Raw genomic sequence first — 21,645 nt, 5'->3', positions numbered from 1 at the left:
AACGTAACTAGAAATGGTAAGCGTGAATGTTAAAAAAACAAAAGATAATTATATTCATGTTATGAATTGAAAAATTTATGGCGTAGAAAATAATGGGCAATCAGCAGCCAAGCTCCTGTTCCGAAAGGATGGAGAAGGTTCAACGACTAGAGTGTACTACCTGAAATGGTAATGAGACTTATTAGTGCGGAGCAAGTTGAACGCCCATGTAAGATGACAATGCTTTAATGGGCGAATTCACACCAAAATATAACTAAAAAAATAACCTTATTAAAAACATCAATTCACCAGAATACTGGTATATTGCAGAAATGCAAGCCTCAGATGTAAGAGACATCCTTTGTCCAGATAACCGATTGAAACAGAACTCCCAAGCAAAAAATTAAAATTTTTACAACACCATGATGGCTTAGTGTTTTAAAAAATGTTTTTAAAAAGGAAAAGAGAAAAGTATTTAGAGGTGTGTTATCAACTTGAAGATATAGTCTAGTCCGTCTGTAAAACAGAGTTAAAATATCTCGAAAGAGACGGTGTAAACGAAACGTGGTATTGCAGGAAGTTTAGTATTTACTATCTTCGACCGTGATGCACTATTTAATCTTAAGCAACAAGCTACTGTTCACCGTCATGGCTTAAATCAAACGGATGCACTTGCTAGTAGCTCTACTCAGGTATTAGATGCTGATGCAAATGCTGCAGCTTTAACTCAGCGTAATGACTTAGTTCAGGGATGGCAGACAAAACGTAAAGCCAACTTCATCGACGAAATCCCTCCATTTGATATCACAATCAACTTCCTTAACGAATATGGACAAGCTAGTAAAATGGAAATCTACGGTGTAGAGATTCTTAACGAAGGAATGGGCTTAAGTGTAGATGACAACACTACAGAAAAAGCTTGTACTTTCATTGCTCGTAATATTGTTGAGATGCGTCCACAAGATGATTGGGAAGTAGAATAATAAAACTTAAAGAGGTGCTTCGGCATCTCTTTTTGTATTTGGTAGCAAAAATATTATCGAGTGGTTATGTTCTATTTATAGAAAAATAGAAAGGCAGGTGTCTTCATGAGTAGTAGATATCAGAAGACTTATACGAGTTTTGCTGGTACAGATATTGTTGCTGTCGTAACCCCTGAAGGTGGTAAATCTGTAGTGCTAGGTCAATTGCAAACGATCTCTTATTCTGTTTATAGACCGACAGCTCCAGTATTTGCTTTAGGACAAATTGCAGCTAAAGGTGTTGTCCGTGGTGCAAGAACAGTAGCAGGAAGCTTAATCTTTACGGTGTTTGACCGCCATGTATTATACGAAGTTATGAAAGATCATAATGTGAATGGGAACAGTTGTCCTATCAATAAAAGTGACGAGCTACCACCATTTGATATAACAATTAACTTTATGAATGAATATGGGCAATCTTCAAAATTGGTGATATATGGAGTTAACCTTATCTCAGAAGGTCAAACAATGTCAGTTGAAGACATGATTACAGAAAATACAATGGAATTCATTGCTCTAGATATCGAAACAATGAAACCAGATGTTTTTGATGAAGGGTGGTAAGAGATATGAGTAATGGGGCTTATACACCGGAAGGTAAATCTAAAAGAGGTTATGCGAATTATTACTCAGGAACAGATATCCGAATTTACTTTGGAGATAACTGGATAGATGAAATTGTAGAAATAGAATGGACAATGCAGGAACAATTAGCACCAATCTACGGATATGCTTCTTATACCTGGGATAAGGTAGCTAGAGGGAACAGGTTGGTTCAAGGTTCTTTTTCTATTAACTTCAAAGAAGCTGGTTATTTACAAACGGTACTTAATAGTTTAAGTTCTGAAATGACAGAGGAAAATGAGTGGTTTAGCCTAGCAGAATTTAATGGTGAAAATGGTCAAAGTGCCCATAAAAATACAAAGGTTGAAGACCTTATAGGTAATTTTCAAGCATTAGCAGATGATTATGAAAATGCACTATGGGGAACAAACTCTAACTCTTCAAAGTTAATAGATAGCCGTAGAACTGATACATTCTTTTATAGCACAAATGAAAATGAAAAAAATAGGAATTTGAAAGAACATGGTTTTAATATCTTACTAACTTATGGAAATAATCCTTGTGCTGTTAGAGGGGCTGGAAGCTACAAGACCGTTCAAACAATAGTTGGAGTGCAATTAACAGGTGTTTCTCAAAGAGTAGATCCGTCTGGGAACCCTATTTCTGAAGTATATACTTTTATAGCAAAAGATATCTCGGGGAATGTACAAAAAGCGTACTAATTTTAATTATGGGATTTATATGACTAAATGATTTTAACTTTTAAATTTTTATATTAGCGAGAGAAAGAGGAGGAAGTATAATGGCAAAACATATTGAAAAAGAAGAAGCTTTAATGGAGGGTAATCAAGAAGAAACTTCGGTTGTTAAAGTAGGGGACAAATTCGATGAAGATGACGTTTCAAAAGCAGAACAAGAAATCTTCCCAGGTGGTCCGACTTATAACGAACTTGAAAAATGGAAGTCTATGTATGCAGGAGAAGTATACTTAACTGAGTTTGATGAGGAAAACATTTTTGTATGGCGACCAATTAAGCGTAAAGAATACAAAGATATTGCTAAAATTCCAAATGCAGATAATTTCTATAAAGAAGAGCGTATCTGCGAAAAAGCAGTTCTTTTCCCTGCTAACTATGGTTTCATGCAAATGACAAATGGTAAAGCTGGTATCCCGACACTATTACACGAATTGGTACTAGAGAAGTCAGGGTTCGCAGCGAAAACAGGCGCAATGCGCTTAAGCTAAGAGCGGAGGAGGCGTATAATCGCCTCCTATTTTTATTGTAGGGAGGAAAAAACATGCTAATCGATCCTAGTTTATTAGATGACAAGGTAAAAGAATTACCTATTGAATTTGAAACATATGAAGAAGAGGTTGATTTCAAGGAACAATTGCGTATTTGGCATGAGAAATATGGGCATATCTTTATGCAAGAAATAAACGATGTCATATTTTTCTTTCGTGCATTAAGCAAAGAAGAATTGAAAATTGCACAGGAAGTATACAATGATGACTTTGAAAGAACTGAGTATATATGTAAAACTTGCGTTATAGAGCCAATTATTGAAGACTACTCGTTAGATATTTTTGCAGGTGTTCCAGAAATTCTTTGTCTTTCTATCTTAGAGGAGTCAGGTTACACAAAAGCTCAAAAAGTTAAAATTATGATAGCTAGATGGGAAAAACATATGGAAGAAGTAGAAAATCAACTTCCATTAGTAATAAAAGAAGCATTCCAAGATATCCCATTAAGCGAAATTGAATCATGGACAATGGCTAAAACAGCAGAATATTATGTAAAAGCTAAATGGTTATTAGAAAATATACGAGGATTAAAATTATTGGGTGAAGAAGAAATTCAACAACAGTAGCCGTAAGGTGGTGAAGACGTATGGTCAATAAACGTTACGTGGGTGAAGAGAAAGAGAAAAATCATGTGCTTAGAAGTATAGCCAAAATTGGTTCTCTTATAGGGGAAGGGATAATGGGATATCGCGATTTTTCAATGATAGGTAAGTCCGTATTTAATTTATCTAGTAACGCAGCAGTTATAGGTAGTGTTACGTTAAGTAAAGATAATTATAAACACAGTACTGTATCCGATGCAGGAGCATTTATGCAGAGGAAATCTAATGGTCTTGGTAAAACTGCTTATGTTAGTAGAAAGTTACGCGGTGGTATTGATGGTTATACACAGGAGAAGATGTATAAAAAATTAGAAAATTATATCCGTAGAAATAGTAAAAAGAAGCAGATACTTAATAAGCGTCTAAGTCAAAAGAATATGGAATTCACTACCCGTTATTATAACGAATTCCACAAAAGAAATATGTGGGGTTTTAACAAATTTGAATACGAAGCTACTCAATTATTCCGTCAAAATAAAATTCTTGAAAAACTTCAAAAACTATCTTCTATTAAAAACAATGGTGGGGACAAGGTCCTCAAAGCTCTTATCCAATACTACAATCAGAATAAAGGTATTTTCAATAGTCCTGCCGATTACATTAATGATTTTATAAAGCAACTGGAAAATGGAAAATATGCTCATAAAGTTAAATTCCTAGGTGATACGCAACGAAATGTATTTCAGAAGCAAATGCTTCAAACTCTTGGGTGGTACAAGGATATTAAAAAAATATTTGAAGAAAATAAAGGTACAATATTACCCCAAGCTAAGGCAATTGAAACCGCGTATGCTTACGAATTTATCAAAGATGCAATTAATCAGACCAACACATTAATGACTTATTTAAAGAAAACAGGCTTTAATTACACTACATTAAAAGATGCTGAAAAATTTGATATAGCTACTAAGCGTAGGTATGGGTTAATCATTAATGACATTGATGAAAAAGGAAATGAAAAATCTATTGACGTTACTGCGAAGTTACGAAATTTCTTAGATAACAATAAATACAATGACGATTTAAATATATTGTTAGATAAAAAGGGAATATCTTTCGACTTTGAAAATATAATTCTTGATAGTAATTTATACACGCATGCTAAAACAGGTGAAATGATTGAAAACAGGTATTTAAATGCTGGTGCTATTAGTGCAATAGATTCTTTCCAGGAACGTGTTGAAGCTCCATTATTTATTACTGATTCGACGGATTTAACATCTTGGCAAGCTTTTTACTCTAGTCTATCTAAAGAAGAATTACAGGTATTAGATTCAGGACAAGTTCATAAATTCGCAAGCAACTTAGGCGATAAAGGATTTAATAGTGTAACTAAAACGATTCAAGAAAGGGATATTCGTAATCCATTAAATAATAATGGCAATTTTTATACTAGTGGTAATGTTTTTCGTTATACAGAATCTGGCGTGGGAGATTTAATTAATGAAGGATTTTATCTAACACCATCAAAATTCGGTGCGTTCTCACGTATGGATAAGTCTTATGCTCGTTCTGGGTATAAAGAAGAGGTAACAGGTAGAAATGCCTCGCAAGTTTACGAGGATAATTCTGTTGAAAAATTCGTAAGAAGGACATTGAAGTATATAAATCCCTCTAAGGGATTTATATCTTTAAATGAAGCAGCAGTGGATAAAAGTTTATCAACCTTAATGGAATTCATGACTCCGACATTTGATGACGACGTAGTACGTATCTCTGCAATCGAAAAACTGAGACGTTCATTCCATCAATTCGATTTAAGAGCATTAGATAATGAAACTGGAGTTTTTACACCGGATGTCGTGAAGAAGTATGCAAAAAATAAGGGGATTTTATCTGAATTAGATATAAAGAATATAAAGGGTTTAGAAACATTAAACGAGTTTCTGGGTTGTGACAATATTCATACTATTGATGCAAGGCTTCGTGAAGCAAGGGTATTCCTTGAAGATGTTATAAATAATGATAAAGATAAAGTTAGTTTTATTAGTACTAAATTAGTTTCAGATAGTGGCATAAGTAAAGTTGGAAAAGCAATTGCATCAGAGATTAATATTAACGACTTAAAGAGTTCTGGAGCTATTGATGATGAATGTGATCAAACATTTAATACAAAAATAAATACTATCGACGCGGTATCACCTCTAGTTGGGCAAGGGCTCGCTGTTTCGAAAGAAAGGTTAGCGGGAAGTCATATTAATGGAGATACTTTAGCAAACGGAAAAAAATCAACTCAAGTTATTGACGATATTAGTCGAATTGATGAGTTATCAGATTTTTTAAAAGAGAAATTTTATAGTGCTTCAAAGTTAGATGATATCTTTGGTTTCTTAATGAAAACAGGAGTTGGATGCGAAGATTCCGGGCGTGGGGAAACACTTGTATCATCAATATTAAGGACTTCTCCACATCAAGATTTTTTAGTTAGGAATCATCGTAGTATCTTATCAGGTATTGGTCGGCGTTATGTTTCTCGTGGTCCTAACAAAGTTTATTCTTCGCGAATCCTAAATAAGATGTTTGATGGTTTGCCTAGTATAGGTGAATCACCAGACTCATCGCTTAATAATCAAATACAGAAGGATGAAATAAAACTTTTTGATAAAGCACATGAAACACCTGATAAGTATCATTTGGATGGAACAGGTTCTGATGAGATTACAAGGCTGATTTACGATAATCAAGATACATATCATTGGAACAATAAGAAGTTCTTAAATGTTGAAATTCGAGAAAAAAATGGAACAGTTCCTAAAAGTATCGATACACATACGTTTATGGTTCAAGAGTTTGACACTTCAGTTAAATTAACTCAGGAAGATAATCAAGGTGTTATTGATTGGATGGCACAGTATTTTAAAGTCGGTGAGAAAGATAAAATTGGTTTTACTAGAGATTTTATTGCTCGAATGAATAATACATACGCCTCAATAGATGCTGTTGTATATACGAATAGAAATGAAGATGGACGCTTTAGTTTTGAGACTAATAAAGATCAATCATTTAATTCTCTTCTTGGTAAGCGCATTTGGAAGAAACGACTTCAGATTAACGATGACGGTAGTTCAACTTCTCCAAAGACTTTTAATTTAAACGCCTCGGTAGCTGATGGGAAATATATTGAAATGGTAACGCATGATATTCTTCCTAAAATACCTTTTGTCGGAAAAATAGCCGATATGTTCTTACAGAAACGTACATCGATTGAAAGTTATAAGAGAGACCAAGTATACGATTCAGATTGGAGACTTTGGCCCCAGCTATACGAAGGTAATACGGTTGTTTCTCAAAATCAAATTATTACTGGCGAGGAAATGACAAATATGGGTGCACGAAGAATTACTTCTGGACTAAATAATGTTTTTGTTCCTCAAGTGCGTGAAGGCGAAAGAGAAATTAATCAGTATTTTGATATTTATGAGAAATTTAGTAAATCTCTTCAAAGTAAAGAAAGTGCAAGTTTAGAAGCGTTCTTTGATGATGCAGATGGAAAAGAACGAAAGAACAAAGGATTAAAAGGCTACTCAACAGATAAGAAGAAAACATTGTCCTGGGCTGAAAAAATGGGTTATGGTGACACCGAAGCCGTTAAATCACAAATTAATGAACTTTTCGATGGACTAGAAGATATTTCGTCTACAAAAGAAACTAATCAAGCAGGTAAGTACATGCCCTTGGCTATAAAGTATCGACAAGAATATGAAGGTATTTTTTATAGTATGAGTGAGACTGAAGACTCTGATAGCACATCGTTAATGGGAGCCTTAACACCAAAAGGGAAAAAATATATTCCTCGATTCTTTGAGACGAATAGCAGTAAAGAAGGTCAAGAGATTCTACGATATGTTCCTGAAAACACAAAAGGAATTTTACAGGACAGTTGGGGGCTTAGAGTAGATAAGCAAGAAGGTATTGAAGATTATTTTAATACTCATTATCTACCAACTGAAAATTGGACTGGATGGAACGCAAGCACAAATCTTGGTGGTATAAAAATCAAGGTTATGCAGAAGAAGGGGGGAAATCCAACTACTTCTGGTGATTGGAGTAAGGATCAAACTAGAGCGGAAAAAACAGGAGAAAAAGTAATTCCAATACACTCTTTAAGTAGTTTGATTAATATCGGTCGCTTGCGTGATGTGTTATTAGGAATGGGACTATCAGATGTAGATGTTCAATTAACTACTTCTTATGGTGAAGGACCAGGTGGAATCAATACTTCCATCGACATCATGAAAGATGTGAAAAATGAAATTTTAGATGGTCTTAATGCGGGAGTACATTCCTCATTATTCTAGAATACATTAAGCGGCGTTCAGTCTTTTTAGACGAGCGCCGTTATTTATTAGGAGGGTATTATGGAAGATATTAAAAGAGTGCCTATTAAAAACAGGGTGTTAATACCCGATTATGAATCAGCAGAAGATTTTGGTGAAATTAGAATAGAAAATCAAACTGAACGTGCAGCGCTTAAATACAGACAAAGTGCAATAGCTCAAACATATAACGAATTAACGAAAGATAATCGTATAAGTTCGTTAGGTATTTGGGAGTTGGCTCGTACTCCAAATAGTTTTAATGTAAATGCTCAACAAGCATTAGACCCTTTTATAAAATTAAAAAATGAAGACAATGTAGTATTCTTTGATATAGAAGCAATTGGAACGCCTGAACACATGAAAAGTAGTAATGGATTAGACCTATTTGCTATGACTGGGTTATCTTTTGGTGGAACTAAGTTTAATGGAAAAGAATTTGTTAAAAAGAACGGGGGTATTGTTTCAATGGCAGTCGCTCCTGAAAAGGATGCGTATTCCCAATTAAAACAGCAAATTAATAAATTAAAGCAGAATCCGATGATGTCAGTTTCACAAGACATATATCGTATATTACTGGATCTGACTAGGTATTCTGATGCAAGTAAATTTAAGAGTGCAATAAGTAATGGGAAATCCTATATGTCTCTATTAGGGCATACACGTGTTCTTCCTACAGACACAGCTTTTACAAGAAATACAATAGAAGTAATTGAACGTGGTCTTAATAACCTGTTTCATAAAGGGACAAAACTTGAAGATGCATTATCTATTTTTCAAGGCCATATTAAGTCTAGTAATGCAAAATTAGGAGGATATAATATCCATTACTACGATTTACCAGCCATTCTTGGAATAATAAAGGACACAAGTACAAAAAAATTCTTTGTAGATGCAGCGAAAAGTTCGCTAGACTTTTTTCATGGATACTCTGCAACAGTTGAAAATCCATATTCATTAACTGGTGCTAGTTTACGTCAAGAACATATTTACCAAGCTATTTTAGCGAAAAGGAAAATTAAAGCGGGTAAAGTAGCAATTGACGGGAAAAGCCCTTCATATCTATATCATTTAGCAAAAAATGATATTCAAGCAAATATTGATATTGCTGGGTTTACTCACAAAAAAATCAAATCATTTATTGAGGGAGCAGAAAAGTCTGCTACTTATGATTTTTCTTCATCAGCAATAAAGAAAAATACTCTAGAAATAGGTAAGGAATTATTTTCTTATCAAAGAGGTTACTTTGACAAAGATAAACACAAATACAATCTTGTGGGTGAAATTGGTAAAAATAAGGAAAGCATAGTACCTCGGTTAGAAAATTTAAAGACATTACTCCCTTCAAATGAAACCTTCGTAATTCAAGAATTCCTCAAAGATGTAGCGTTAACAGGTGCAGATAAAAAAGGTTTTGGCGTAAGGCTTGATTCTAAAGATATAAAGGGGAAAGTCCTTTTATTAATGTCCGAAACGCAGGAGGGATTAGCACAGCAAATTCATAGTTCTTTCATGCCAATGGATGATGCAATTTCTAGAAATTTGCGTGACTTAAAGATAAAATATGACGCTTCTTTTCGTGAATATGAACGAATGTTCGCCACTAATGGATGGAAAAAAATGAAGGAGTACTATAACTATCTAGATAAAGCAGGTAGTGTTGAAGAAGATTTTGACTGGAGATTACACATTATCAAAAATGGTGGGACAGAAGAATTAGCTATGAAATTCCCTTATATGGTCGCACGATTAGAGGGAGAAAGAGATGTCTGGAGAACAGCTATTAGTACTCTCAAAGATTCAGGATTAAATGACGAACAGAAGTTAATTGCATTGCGCCACATTAAAAGCAAGTTAGATGAGAAAGGAGATAATAAAGCTCAAGTAACTGCTAAAGGAAATAAATTTTTTAATTTTAATTTTGATAAAGAAGACAATACAATATTTAATGCAAAAGACACGAATTCAATTAAAGCTTCTTTTAGTTCTTTTATTAATGACAGAAGAGGGAATCGTATTGGGAATCTGGAAAGGTCATATAAGTTAGCTCGTATTGATGAATTGCAAAAAATAATCATTAATAATTTCAAACTTTCACAAGATAGAAAAGCCTCTAATGATGTGAAATATCTTGTGAATCAGATGAAGAAGGAAGTTATGTCGGGAAATAAAACTGAAATAGCTCTGATTGAGATGTCAAACCTCGTTCGTGAAAAGATAGAAAACATGGGTACAGACAATTTTGTTCGTGAAGTAACCAATCAGATGACAGATAGCCGTGTAACTGCAATTAAAGGTTTGATGAAGAATCTACCAAATGTTATGCGTGAAAGTATTGAAAATGCTCGTTCATACAAAAATGCTAACGAATTATTAAACGGTAATAGTTCATTAAAGAAATTTTTAAAAGAGCAAGATAACCGTATTAAGAGATTATTTGAGAAAAAATTTGGTACACATGGAATAAATGATCTAAACGTAATTAGTAGGACAAGTGGTATGGCTGCTAAGTACGAAGAACTTGTTGAGAAAATCATGTCAGCTTACAGCGAATACTTCAACACTCAAATTCGATTTATGGACGGTGGTAATCCTATACTTATCTTAGCTAGTAAGAAGAGTGTTATGGATTTAAGCAAAGTAAAGACATATGAAGAATTAATTCGAAACCCTAGATTAGCAACTATTGAGCTTCCATCCTTTGATAAGAACATAAAGGTAAAATACGGTGGAAACCAAAAAGCCTCTGTTATTCGTTCAGGTATTGGTGTAAAAGGTGCTTATCATAGTACATCGGTAACAGATGCTCTTAATATGATTCTTGATTATTCTAAGAAAGCTAAAGAGCTGTCTGAGAGAGCTGAAAGTATAGGTGGCAAGAATGCATTTGTTCAAATAAGACAAGGGCTACGTCACCGTATTGGAAGACAAATAAATTCAGTGCCTACTGATGCAAGTCGTAAATTACACTTCGATGATAGGGAAATGTTTGATAGCAAATCAGTTATGAGTGACGAATTCCGTTCAAGCAAATGGGATATCACAGGATATGCAGAGTCATGGTATCGTGCAAATTCTAAACGATTAGGAATTAGTGCTTCTGCCGACATTATTGCTCAAAATGCAATTGAAAAAGGAATTACATTCTTTGAAGCGATGGGACAGAAGGCAAAAGATTACGCTATTGCCGGAGAACCTCTTGATTTTGCAAAAGGTGCTTCTGGATTAAAAGGAAGTGTGGTTGGGATTAATGACCGGTCAGCTTCAAAAGAGCTTGTTGGGACTACAAATATAAACGCTCGTACTTACATGGCATTAGGTAACTACTATGCTAAAACAATAGAGAGTCCACATAAGCCAATCAATTACCGAAAGGTAGACCACGAAGTTGCATCAAAAGTGTTACGTAACTTGGGTAAAGATCAATCGTTCCGTACGAAAAATAGTTTTATTTCATCAGCTTTATTCAAAGCTCTTGATGATGCAAATGAGGTTCGTGGTATTACAATGCAAACTGGTTATATGTCGAATGAAGAAATTGCATTAAAGCTGGAAGATGCTAACACTATTATGAAATATAAGAGTATGATTGACACAGCTCAATTAAAAAAACAAATCTCTCCTGTAGAAGCAAGACTAATGAAGGAGTCTTTAGACATAAGGATGCTTTCTAATAGTGAAGGTTACGCATTTATGGATTACAAGTTAATGAAGGCTTTTGATGGAATGGATGAGGTTCGTATCAATATGAACGCCGAAAAAGTAATGTTCAACAACTATATTGAGGTAGCTATAGAAAAAGAAGCTGAAAAACAAGGTCTTGGTAATGGTTTATGGAAAGAGAAAGGAATCGCTTTTAATAAACCATTAGAGATTGATATCAATTCTATGTTCAATGAGAGAAATCATCTTACTCTTGGAAAATATGAACTTAACAATATCAAAAATAAAATTATTGATAAAAAACGTTTTAAGAAAGGGGATACAGTATCTATCCTTGGCTTCAACGTAGATGACATCAATAAAAAATCGCTTGTATTAGGTAGACAACGTGAAACAGGAGACGGATTTAAAGTGGTAACTGAGGGTGGTTTCCGTGCTACTATGACCCCAATGCTTGGTGATATTCTGGGTGATTTATACGGCGTAGAAGGGGTAGAACAGGTGATTTCTCATCAAGTGGAAAAGGACGGTTCTACTGATTTACCGGCCTTAATTCGTGGTTACGATACTCAAATTCGTCAACAATTCAGTGGTTCTGTAATGAATAAGAAAATCACTACTGACTATGCTACTGAAGAAAGAGCGTTATCTTCATTCTATAAGGATGTTGAACAAATGCTTGGTATTAAAACAACTAATAAAGATGGCCAGTATGTAGTGGATTCTAATTTTGGTTTAAATGGAAAACAGCTAGACTATAAAGGACGTGAGAAGCTTTCATCTAAGTGGACGAGGAAGTTAGGTCTTAATCGTGAAGTATTTGCTGACATCACAATGGCCTATGAGGCTTGGGATTGTCAGGGTGGAATTAATCATAGTAAGAACACGGTTAAAGAGCCTGGGGTATTAGATGATTCTGATTTTCGAACAGGGTTATATGTTCCGGGAGAATCCTCTATATATTCTAACTTTATGCATGATATGGTTTATAGTTCTCAAGTAAAGCCAGAAATTAAAGCCCAACAAAAAGTATTTAATGAAATGGTTAAGTTTGTTGGTAACTATGAAAATAATTGGGAACCTAAAACAGGAGATGTAGTTATTGATTACACTCCTAATAGTACGAGGCTACTGACTGATGTAAATGCAAAGATGAAAGATGGTGTACTTCATGTAAGTAAGGATTCATTTGAAGCAATTCCACAAAAGTTTGATTATACCCAACCCTTCAATGTTGAGGATTACAGAAAAACTGTTATTAACGCTGGATTGATGGAATTTAATTTAGATCCTGGTGTTAAAGGTAAGAAAATTCAAGAACACTTACTTAGAACAAAAGGAACGGCATACTTGAAGCTTCCAGAATTTGCAGCAAATCAATACATTCCTCTTTTGGATATCAACTCAATGAAACTACCTGGTAATGTTAATTTTGTTGAGAAAACAGAATTCCTTGATACATTAAAAGGCTACTATACTTCTATTGTTAGAAAAACAGAAGAGTACAATGACTTGTTTACAACAGATAAGTTTTCCGCAAGCGATACAGTGACGCGACGTGGAGTTCTAGAAACGGAAATTAATAGAGAAATTTCTCAGCTTATTGCAAATTTTAGTGATTCAACTTCAAAAACGAGTATGGTTAAGCGTATTTCTGGGGATTTTAGTGGAGATAACTTAGCGGTGTTTTTAACTCCTTCTGGAATAAATGATGAGAAACAAAGAAATACTGTGGTGAATGATATCATAAGATTGCGTGATTCTGATAAGGAAAATAACAAATTAGCAGTTGATGTAATCAATGCTTCTGAAGCATTCTTCTCAGAAAATAGCACTGAGAACCTCACTCTTGGAAATCTATATGGTGCTGGAGCATACGAAAAAAATCGTAAATCACTTAAAGGTACCAGTGTATATAATGACTGGAGAACAGCTAAGAATGATGAACCCGGGGTTGGTAAAGCCGAACAAGAAAAATCAATTCTAGCTCGTGCTATTTCTTCTACAATTGGCAGTATAGATAATACAAGTATGAGAATATCTGCAGAGTTTATGAAGATGAAAGAATCAAAAAAAGAACCATTCGATGAGGCAGAAGGTTCAGGTCAAAACGTAGAAGAAGTAATGGATAAAAGAAGAGCAGTTGAGCCAGAATTTTTCTTGAATGAAGCAATGCCACTTCATCATACATTGCATAATGGGATGAATGAATCACTATCAGATATTGCGACTGTTGGTAAGAAAGTATTCAGTGGAAGTGCTACAAGTTTAGCTGGGATGGGGCCTATAGGATTTGATGAATTATGGGCGACAAGCGCTCTAATGAAAGGTACACCAACACCAGAAGGCCTGCAAGAGATGGCACCAGTAGCACCTGAAACTTTAGGGTCTCCTACGGCCCGTATAACACCTAATCAAAATGGTGAGTACATTAACATCTCTGTAAAGGCATCAGCTAGTAAGAGAATGAATCATAATAATCTAGCAGCGATGATAAACAATGAAATCATGGCAATGTCGAATGTCAAAATGAACACGAGTGTTAACGTAAATGATAATTCGAAAAAAATTGACAGCAAGTGGTTAGAGAGCGCTATTGCAAATGCGATGAATAAGGGTTATGCATATTAATAGACAAATGAGAGTTAACATTTTGTTAGCTCTCATTTGTTTTAATACAGAAAAAGAGGTGACCAGATTGAAAGAAAAAATATTAATTACCTCTCTAACAAGAGTTAGAAAAAATACGCCTTGGCGTGTTGGTATATACATAAATGAAAACTACACATTTATTCATGTAGGTGGTAAAGGGAATGTGGCAACTAGTCCAAGGTTTAACATGTTCCTTGGAGAGGTGGAAAAGAAAGTATCTCGTTACCCTGTAGATATTAGTTTCTATTCAATCGAGAATAATAGGGAGATGGAAGTCACAAAGATGCGTGACCAAATTGTTTATCTGGATTGTGGTTACAATTCTCATAGACTATTATCAAGTGCTCGTTTCTACTACGAAAAAGAAGTGCTTTCTAATCCCTTAGAATTAGCGCAGCAAAAGACAGAAAAAAACAATACACTCTTTAATGCAATGGAAGAACACAATGAAACAATTACTTCTTCAGATTACATCACGGTTGGTAGAGTAGAAAAAGTTACAGACGGTGATACGATTGATGTGAAACTACTGAAGGTGTCTAATTTTTTATCTAATCACTTAAAAACAGAACAAATAGTCACAGTTCGATATAATGGTGTAGAAACACCAGAAACATTTCAGTCGGGGGTGGAATCCAGCAAAGACTCTAAAAATACTAAGTTAGGAAAAACATACGGGATTACCATGCAGGATATGTATGCAATCGGAAAAGAGGCCCATGAATACAACGAGAAAATCTTAGGGTGGAACGCAAGTCAAAAGCCACTTGTTGTTGTTCACTTTGATCGTCAAAAAAGAGGAGAGGCACCTAAAAAGGACGGGAAATATAATCGCTACATTGCGGATGTATATGCAACAAATGAAAGAAGTGCAGATATCGTATTTGACAATGTTGAAAATGGAAAGCCATTTGTACATGTAAACAAGTCTCTTTTAGTAAAATACTCTGATCAGTTCACTCATGTTCCTCTTGGTATTTTCCCATTTGAGTTTGCAAATACCTTAACAGTTCTTAATCCCTTAAACTGGATTACTGAATTAAAATTAAAAGCATTTGATACAGGTATTGGTGCTCCGTCAGCAGGCTCAAGTGATGAAGAGAGTACTCCTGATATTGGTGAACCCTATAATGAAGATATCAATCCTGAAACGACAAATATAAAAGGAACAACAGGCCCTGCATACAACGCTTTAGATTTTTTCAGTCCTTATGACGATAGATTGACGGTCTTTACAGAGGGCATAAATTCAATCGAAGATTTAAAAAGACATTCCAAAGTTAGGATTGGTGATGTAATACTTACAATCCCACCTACTTCTATTGAGGTAAACAAAACTTCGAATATCTCCAAAATAAAAACACTTCGTACAAAATCCTCTGTAATAGTTAACAGCGGCCAATCGCTTACCACGTTAAGTATGGATCTTTATTTCCACGACCTTGAATCAGTTAATGGTAAGAAATATCCTTGGAAGAAAGAATACGGAAAAGGGGAAAAAGCTCAACATTTTTATGTGGATGGACTTAGACCATTACTGGCACAATTCGCTAAAGCACCGTTTCTTCCAGTTGATAACTATTACATTAATAACGTGCTAGGTATTTGTGACGTAGCTTTAATGAATATCGAAGTAACTACAGTTCCTAATTTCCCAGAGTCTTTAACTGCCAAGTTAACCCTTGTTGAATTTAATTCAGAGGCATACTTAATGAATCATAGTACGTTAAACGACTCAATAAATTACCCAATGCTAAGATGGTACTACAATCAATCTTTAGCAGATCGTGGGGATAAATATCGTTTCTTTAAAGGATTAGAGGGCCCAATTAAAAGTGACATCAAATTCACTCTTGCTGACGAAACGTTCCTGGCTACACGAAAGCACGCTATTGATTACATGAAGAATGCAGATTCTCCAGAACAAAGAAAAGTCGAATTAGAGACAAAGGATAGGGATTACAAAAATAGAAAAGAAGATGCATCTGTTGTTAAAGAAATCTTGGATCAGTATTATCGTTATAAAGATTCTAAAATCAAAAAACACACAATCATTGACTACTTTAGTAAGCCAGGACTAGATAAAGCATCTACAAGTATTCAAGGGTTAATTAGGGACCAGTACAAAATTAAAAAAGAGGAAGCAGAAAATGCTATTGTGGAGGCAGGCGAACTATTTTCTAATATATATGATAATAAATATAAGGATGTAAACACTATCTTAATGCATAAGGAAATTTTTCTCCCTTATGAGTCTCGTTTATTCTACAAAATCCGGTTTGATTGGAATTTTTTAGAGTCATTTAATAATCGTTATGATGAAGACCCTCATGTGGATTATGATAAAAAACAATATCGGGGAAAAGAAAAAGATGGTCTTATTATTTTAAAGAAATTAAAAGATGCAGGTAGCCAAAAAATACTTGAAAATAAATTCAAGGAGTTTTATGAGAAAGAAACATTCCGTATTCCGGCTAACGATACTGCAATCGACGCACTTAAAAAAATTGCAGAAGGCGCTAAGAAAATGGAAGAAGAAGTAGCTAAATATAAAGGCGAATTTGATGAATATATGAAAGTCATTGAAGCTAGTGAGCGCATGATTCCAATGAAAGAGTACCCTATATCTGGGAAGGTTATCCCAATCTCTATCAATGCTCGTTTCTCAAATGAGTTTAGCGTTTCTCATATTCAATCTAGTGAAGCTGCAACTCTTCAATATATGGGCGGTGGAGATCCCTACATTGATTTACTTTTAGAAGTAGATGAAGATGGTGCAAGAGATTTTAACAATCTTATTGCGACTTCCGATTACTACGCTAAGACATATAATCAAGGTATTACAAATGGATTTATTGGTATTGAAAATGATCTTTCTCAATTATTTGGTATTCGATTTGTAATGTTCGAAAGTATTTCTATAAACACAATTCCTAACTTCCCGGGAAGATACCAAATCATGCTACAAGGTATTGGGTTTGATAAAACACAACGTCAACATGAAGAATTAACTGCATTACCTGGTAACAGTAAGCAAATGGATCTTGAGAAATTGAAGGTTAACAAGATAGCATTTATGAATGACCGTATGATTGAAGCTAGACTTCACAAGCTGGAAGTATATCCTGATATGGAACTTCCGACTTATGCCCAACTTAATGCCGTATTACCAAAGATGGATGCAGGGGTAACAGAGTATCCCAACATAACGTCTGGGACATATCTTGATCCTGACTTCTATTTCTCTACAGGTAGCACATTAAGACAGGTAATCGAAGAGTCATACATGGGAAATCATCAGTTAAACATGTTTGATGCTACAGGTGTAGCTGCTTTCACAAGTAATCAATCAGACAAGCTATTTGATACAACTGAAGCAGACTGGGCAAAGCTTAAGGAATTAGAAAAAACTGAAGGTGTAGGACCCCTTGGCTGGAAATTTGATTGGGGTAAAAAGGAAGATGCTAAGAAATCTGACGCTCCAAATACATCGGCAGGACCTGTCATGGCTGATCAAGGAGGTACTGCTTCTGTAAAGAATGCAGATGTTCAAAAGTTTCTAACAGAGAAAAAAGATGATAAATTTGCTTATGAAACTTTCCCAACTATGGAAGAATGGAAAACACTGTTCCCTGACGGAGGAAATGACTATGGCACGATATCTCAAAAACCTAGTGGTGATGAAGCACTTATCTACCAAGAACTTAACAGTCTAGTTGATAAGTACTTTAAGAAATATTATTCAGCCCCTACATTCATTGAAGAGTGTCGAGGGGATTTAAAAGAGGCGGACAAAACTAAAAAGATAGTCTCTTATCAGCCTGCGGAAGATATTTATTATGCAAGTTTTAAAGTAAGAAAAAGTAAGTTAAGAGGACCAGATACTACTGCGATTAGTGATTTAATTAAGAAAGAAGTCATTAAAGAGCCTAAAAAACCGAATGATATGGATTATATGGACTTCGCTAAAACAGAATCAAAAATCACAAAAGAACGATTCATGACACTTATGAAAGCATTCCTTGATAAAACAAGTCAGTGGAAGCATTTCAAAGGGAAAAAACCTACTGTAAGTAAGGCTGGACGTGTAGGTTTAGCGCAAGTAGACGTTTCTTCAGCTGATATGAAGGTTGATGAAGTAAAACGCTTAATGTACAACTGGCGATACAATTTACAGACAGCAGTTAAGCAACTTGCGGAACACTACGAGAAGCTAGATAAGTTAGATAAGGATCGTGAGAACTATGAAGCTTATTGTCGTCCTTGGGATGGAATGTTTGCCCTGTATGAAAAGCCTGATGCTAAAATTAAATTTTCTAAGGATATCGAAGACAATAGTTTTGCAAGTGGTGTTATGAACCGGTTCAACCATTATGCGACTAAGCCATTTAATACATTTAATGGCTACAATAAGGATGTCTATAAAGGATATGCCGGATTAACTCTAGATGAGGGCGTTACGATGGGTGACGGGAATAAAGATGACTATGTGGATCAACTCTTAGAGCTTGAATACTATGATTTAGATGTATTAAAAGCAAACAACTTAAAAGTTGATTCTGATAAGAAAAATATCAAGAAGTTCATGAAAAAACATCTAGAAACAATGGATAAAAATTCACTATACTCGATTTATGAGAAGCATTTAAAAATGCTGTATGAATTAAGTAAAACAGATGGCTGGATTGAAAAAGCTGCAGACTTTGTTGGGAAGTATAATCTAGCTAACCTTGCTACAAGGGGCGCTGTTGGAAAGTTCGTCGATAAAGTTACAGACAAAATCGCTGGGAGTAAAAAAGATAAGAATGGATACGAGTATTCACAAAAAATCTTCGAAAAAGGTGCGAAGCTTTATGAAATAATTCATCAAGTTGATGAGACGGCTAAAGCCTCAACAGAGTCTACAGACCTGCGCTTGTATAATGATGTTGATCCACGCGTGCTGTATGAAGAAATGTTCTATGATTTAAGATATCATGATCAACGTGGAAGAATGCTGCGTGCATTTCCAGGATTCCAGATGTTTATCATCCATGAAGGTGATTACTTTGGTAAGTACAAATTCTGGGATAATATGTACGGATTCAACGCTATTCAAAGTATAGACGTTCATCGTTCTCGTAAGGTAGCTGCAGATACAGCGGTAATTTCTATGACTAATGTTTATTCGAACTTAACAACTCGTCGTACTGATGTTGACTATGTAGACCGTCAGTTAAAATGGTGGGACAACTATATCTGGAATGATATTCCTCAAGATTTAATTGAAAAAAAGGAAAACGAAATTCATAAGAATCTTTTCCTAGAAACAGGAGCGCGTATCCATTTGAGAATGGGGTATGGTGCAACAGCTAGTGCATTACCAATTGTGTTTAATGGTACGATTTCAGAACTTGAGATTGGTGATGTAATTGAAATCGTTGCTCAAGGTGACGGAGTTGAATTAGGAAACGTAGTATCTGGTGACCCTGATGATGACAACGATGGAATCTTCAGTGTAACTGAACCACGAGACCTAATTTGTAGTCTTATGAGTTCAAAAGGAAGTTGGTTTAAAGACTTCATGAACGGTGTAGTAGATGAGCGGTTATTCAAAGACAACCCTCTAGGGATTATGCATTTTGGCCAACCATTTGACGTTAACAGTTCAAAGGATTCAAAACCCATGGGTAATCTAATTTGGTTTAATGATGAATATGGAGAAGTTGCTCAAAATATCTACTCTTCAAATGGGACTCCTACATTTTCGGAATGGTTGCACCCTAACGGAGAACGAAATAATATTTTCGAAGATTTTAGCTGGAAACGTCTATGGGAAAATAAGTTTAAAATCTTTAACCCAGGAGATGCAGACAATGTAGTTGTTAAATTCTACAACAACACAGTTTGGGATATTATACAAACGATTACCTATTCAACTCCGGACTATATAGCAGCTGTTCATCCGTTTGAATTACGATCGACACTATTCTTCGGTAAACCGTACTGGCGTTGTTCATTCGAGTACGATTCTCGATATGAGTTTGACCCTATACAGAAAACATGGTCAAGATATCTTACAGGACAACCAAGACGCCCATACATGCAAAACAAGTTCTACATGTCTGCTTATGATATTATAGAAAATAATATTAAAGCTAGTGAGGATAATATTTTCACAAATGTTATCGTAAACTATGATGGAAAACAAACACCGGTGTTGTATGCAGATGCTGATATTCGTTTTGACAAGCAGAAAACAAGAGTAGTAGAAGCAGACATTGTAGCAAAGTTTGCAGACTTCTATACTTCAGAAGTAATGGCTACATACTTCGGACATTCTACTCTTAGAGATAGTATGAAAGATATGTATAAAGGAAATCTACTAGTATTGGGAGATCCTACCGCTAAACCTCATGATATGATGCACATCAATGATGAGATTAACGACCTGCAAGGAAATGCGTTAATCAAATCAGTAACACATCACTTTAGTATGGAAACAGGATTCGTTACTTCCATAGAACCAGACCTCTTGGTTGTAAACGATGATCAAGTAATGCTTGAAATGAGTAAGTGGTACACGAGTTTCGCTCAGTCATTAGCTGCTACAGCTGCAATACGTGCAGCTACTAATAAAGCTGGAAGAAACTTGGCTAAATGGATTACTAAATCTAAAGGAATCCCTGCGGATGTAGGAAAATGGGTATCTACAAAGGGGCTAAGACATACAGTGAGCATGGCGAATACTGGTGGGGATATGGATAAAATCCTAAAAACCATGGATGGCATTATCGCACAAGGGGATGGAGATGTTTCAAATCTGCATAAGCAACTAGTGCAAGACTTTGAAGAGGTAGCCCAAAAACTGCAAAAAACTTCAGGCGAAAATTCAAGTAAAGTAGGGTTTCTTAAAAACACAAGTAAAAAAGCTATATTGCAATCAGGAAATGCTTTTGCAAAAGTTTTATCAAGCTCTGATGATATAGCCAAGATTGGTAAAGGAGCATTAGGTATGATTCGGGGAGCAGCTTCCTTCACGCCAGTCGGATTCATTGTTAATGCAGGCATATGGATTGGTACAGAAATGCTGTTTGAACACTATCGCCGTTTTAAGGAAAACCTTCAATGTGTTGTGGCAATGCCATTAACTTATAGAGGGAAAGAATTAACAGCAGGTATTAACAACCATGCAGGTATGATTTATGGTGATGCACCAGGTCGATACGATGAAATGTTCAATGCAACATTATTCCATGACGATGGGGATGCAGAGTTCTTCGGTAACGCATTTATAGAAATAGCTAACTTCTTTACCGGTTCGGGGGGAGAAGAAGGTGTATATGCAAAAACTGAGAAAGCTCATCAACTTAATGAGTTAGCTAAGAAACAGCAATAATATAACGAAAGAAGAGGCATAGCCTCTTCTTTTTCAGGCTGTGGAGAAAGTCTTCTCCACAGCCTGTTTATGTGTCTGAACCTCTTTTTATGTGTCAACACTGATAAAAAAGAGGTAAAGGAGAGATTTTTTATGATGGGTGCTTTAAAAAATCATCGTGATG

Annotated in this window: 8 protein-coding genes; all 8 read left to right on the top strand. The window is 35.2% G+C overall.

Going from position 1 to position 21,645, the window contains the following annotated elements; all coding sequences use genetic code 11:
- The first annotated feature begins 824 nt into the window (after positions 1-824).
- The 8 genes from DPQ31_RS28730 to DPQ31_RS28695 all read left to right on the top strand — a co-directional run bounded on the left by DPQ31_RS28730 (position 825) and on the right by DPQ31_RS28695 (position 21,482).
- A complete protein-coding gene (locus DPQ31_RS28730) occupies positions 825-962 on the top strand; it encodes a hypothetical protein (RefSeq protein ID WP_000409223.1) in 138 nt (45 codons plus the stop codon).
- 105 nt (positions 963-1,067) lie between these two features.
- The gene (locus DPQ31_RS28725; protein ID WP_098656983.1) at positions 1,068-1,565 is read left to right on the top strand and encodes a virion structural protein; all 498 of its coding nucleotides are present in this window, start codon (positions 1,068-1,070) and stop codon (positions 1,563-1,565) included.
- A 5-nt stretch (positions 1,566-1,570) separates the two neighbouring features.
- Positions 1,571-2,287 (top strand): hypothetical protein, encoded by a 717-nt coding sequence (locus DPQ31_RS28720; protein WP_098000104.1) that lies wholly within the window; start codon positions 1,571-1,573, stop codon positions 2,285-2,287.
- Positions 2,288-2,367: 80 nt separating this feature from the next.
- Complete coding sequence (locus DPQ31_RS28715; protein ID WP_137396594.1) at positions 2,368-2,811, top strand: tail chaperonin; 444 nt, start codon at positions 2,368-2,370, stop codon at positions 2,809-2,811.
- Positions 2,812-2,864: 53 nt separating this feature from the next.
- Positions 2,865-3,437 (top strand): tail chaperonin, encoded by a 573-nt coding sequence (locus DPQ31_RS28710; protein WP_198130815.1) that lies wholly within the window; start codon positions 2,865-2,867, stop codon positions 3,435-3,437.
- A gap of 20 nt (positions 3,438-3,457) precedes the next feature.
- The gene (locus tag DPQ31_RS28705; RefSeq protein ID WP_208731421.1) at positions 3,458-7,771 is read left to right on the top strand and encodes a hypothetical protein; all 4,314 of its coding nucleotides are present in this window, start codon (positions 3,458-3,460) and stop codon (positions 7,769-7,771) included.
- A gap of 60 nt (positions 7,772-7,831) precedes the next feature.
- Complete coding sequence (locus DPQ31_RS28700) at positions 7,832-14,083, top strand: hypothetical protein (RefSeq protein WP_208731420.1); 6,252 nt, start codon at positions 7,832-7,834, stop codon at positions 14,081-14,083.
- A 67-nt stretch (positions 14,084-14,150) separates the two neighbouring features.
- Positions 14,151-21,482, top strand: coding sequence for a nuclease (locus DPQ31_RS28695; RefSeq protein ID WP_208731419.1), 7,332 nt, complete (start codon positions 14,151-14,153; stop codon positions 21,480-21,482).
- Positions 21,483-21,645: the final 163 nt, after the last annotated feature.

The sequence above is a fragment of the Bacillus sp. COPE52 genome (assembly GCF_003355115.1).
Lineage (GTDB): Bacteria > Bacillota > Bacilli > Bacillales > Bacillaceae_G > Bacillus_A > Bacillus_A toyonensis.
Note: the sequence above shows the minus strand (reverse complement) of the source record. Positions and strands in the feature narration are given on the sequence as shown.

Excerpts from the sequence above, each read along its gene's own strand:
- DPQ31_RS28730 (WP_000409223.1), top strand. The coding sequence starts at position 825 with ATGGAAATCTACGGTGTAGAGATTCTTAACGAAGGAATGGGCTTAAGT.
- DPQ31_RS28725 (WP_098656983.1), top strand. The coding sequence starts at position 1,068 with ATGAGTAGTAGATATCAGAAGACTTATACGAGTTTTGCTGGTACAGAT.
- DPQ31_RS28720 (WP_098000104.1), top strand. The coding sequence starts at position 1,571 with ATGAGTAATGGGGCTTATACACCGGAAGGTAAATCTAAAAGAGGTTAT.
- DPQ31_RS28715 (WP_137396594.1), top strand. The coding sequence starts at position 2,368 with ATGGCAAAACATATTGAAAAAGAAGAAGCTTTAATGGAGGGTAATCAA.
- DPQ31_RS28710 (WP_198130815.1), top strand. The coding sequence starts at position 2,865 with ATGCTAATCGATCCTAGTTTATTAGATGACAAGGTAAAAGAATTACCT.
- DPQ31_RS28705 (WP_208731421.1), top strand. The coding sequence starts at position 3,458 with ATGGTCAATAAACGTTACGTGGGTGAAGAGAAAGAGAAAAATCATGTG.
- DPQ31_RS28700 (WP_208731420.1), top strand. The coding sequence starts at position 7,832 with ATGGAAGATATTAAAAGAGTGCCTATTAAAAACAGGGTGTTAATACCC.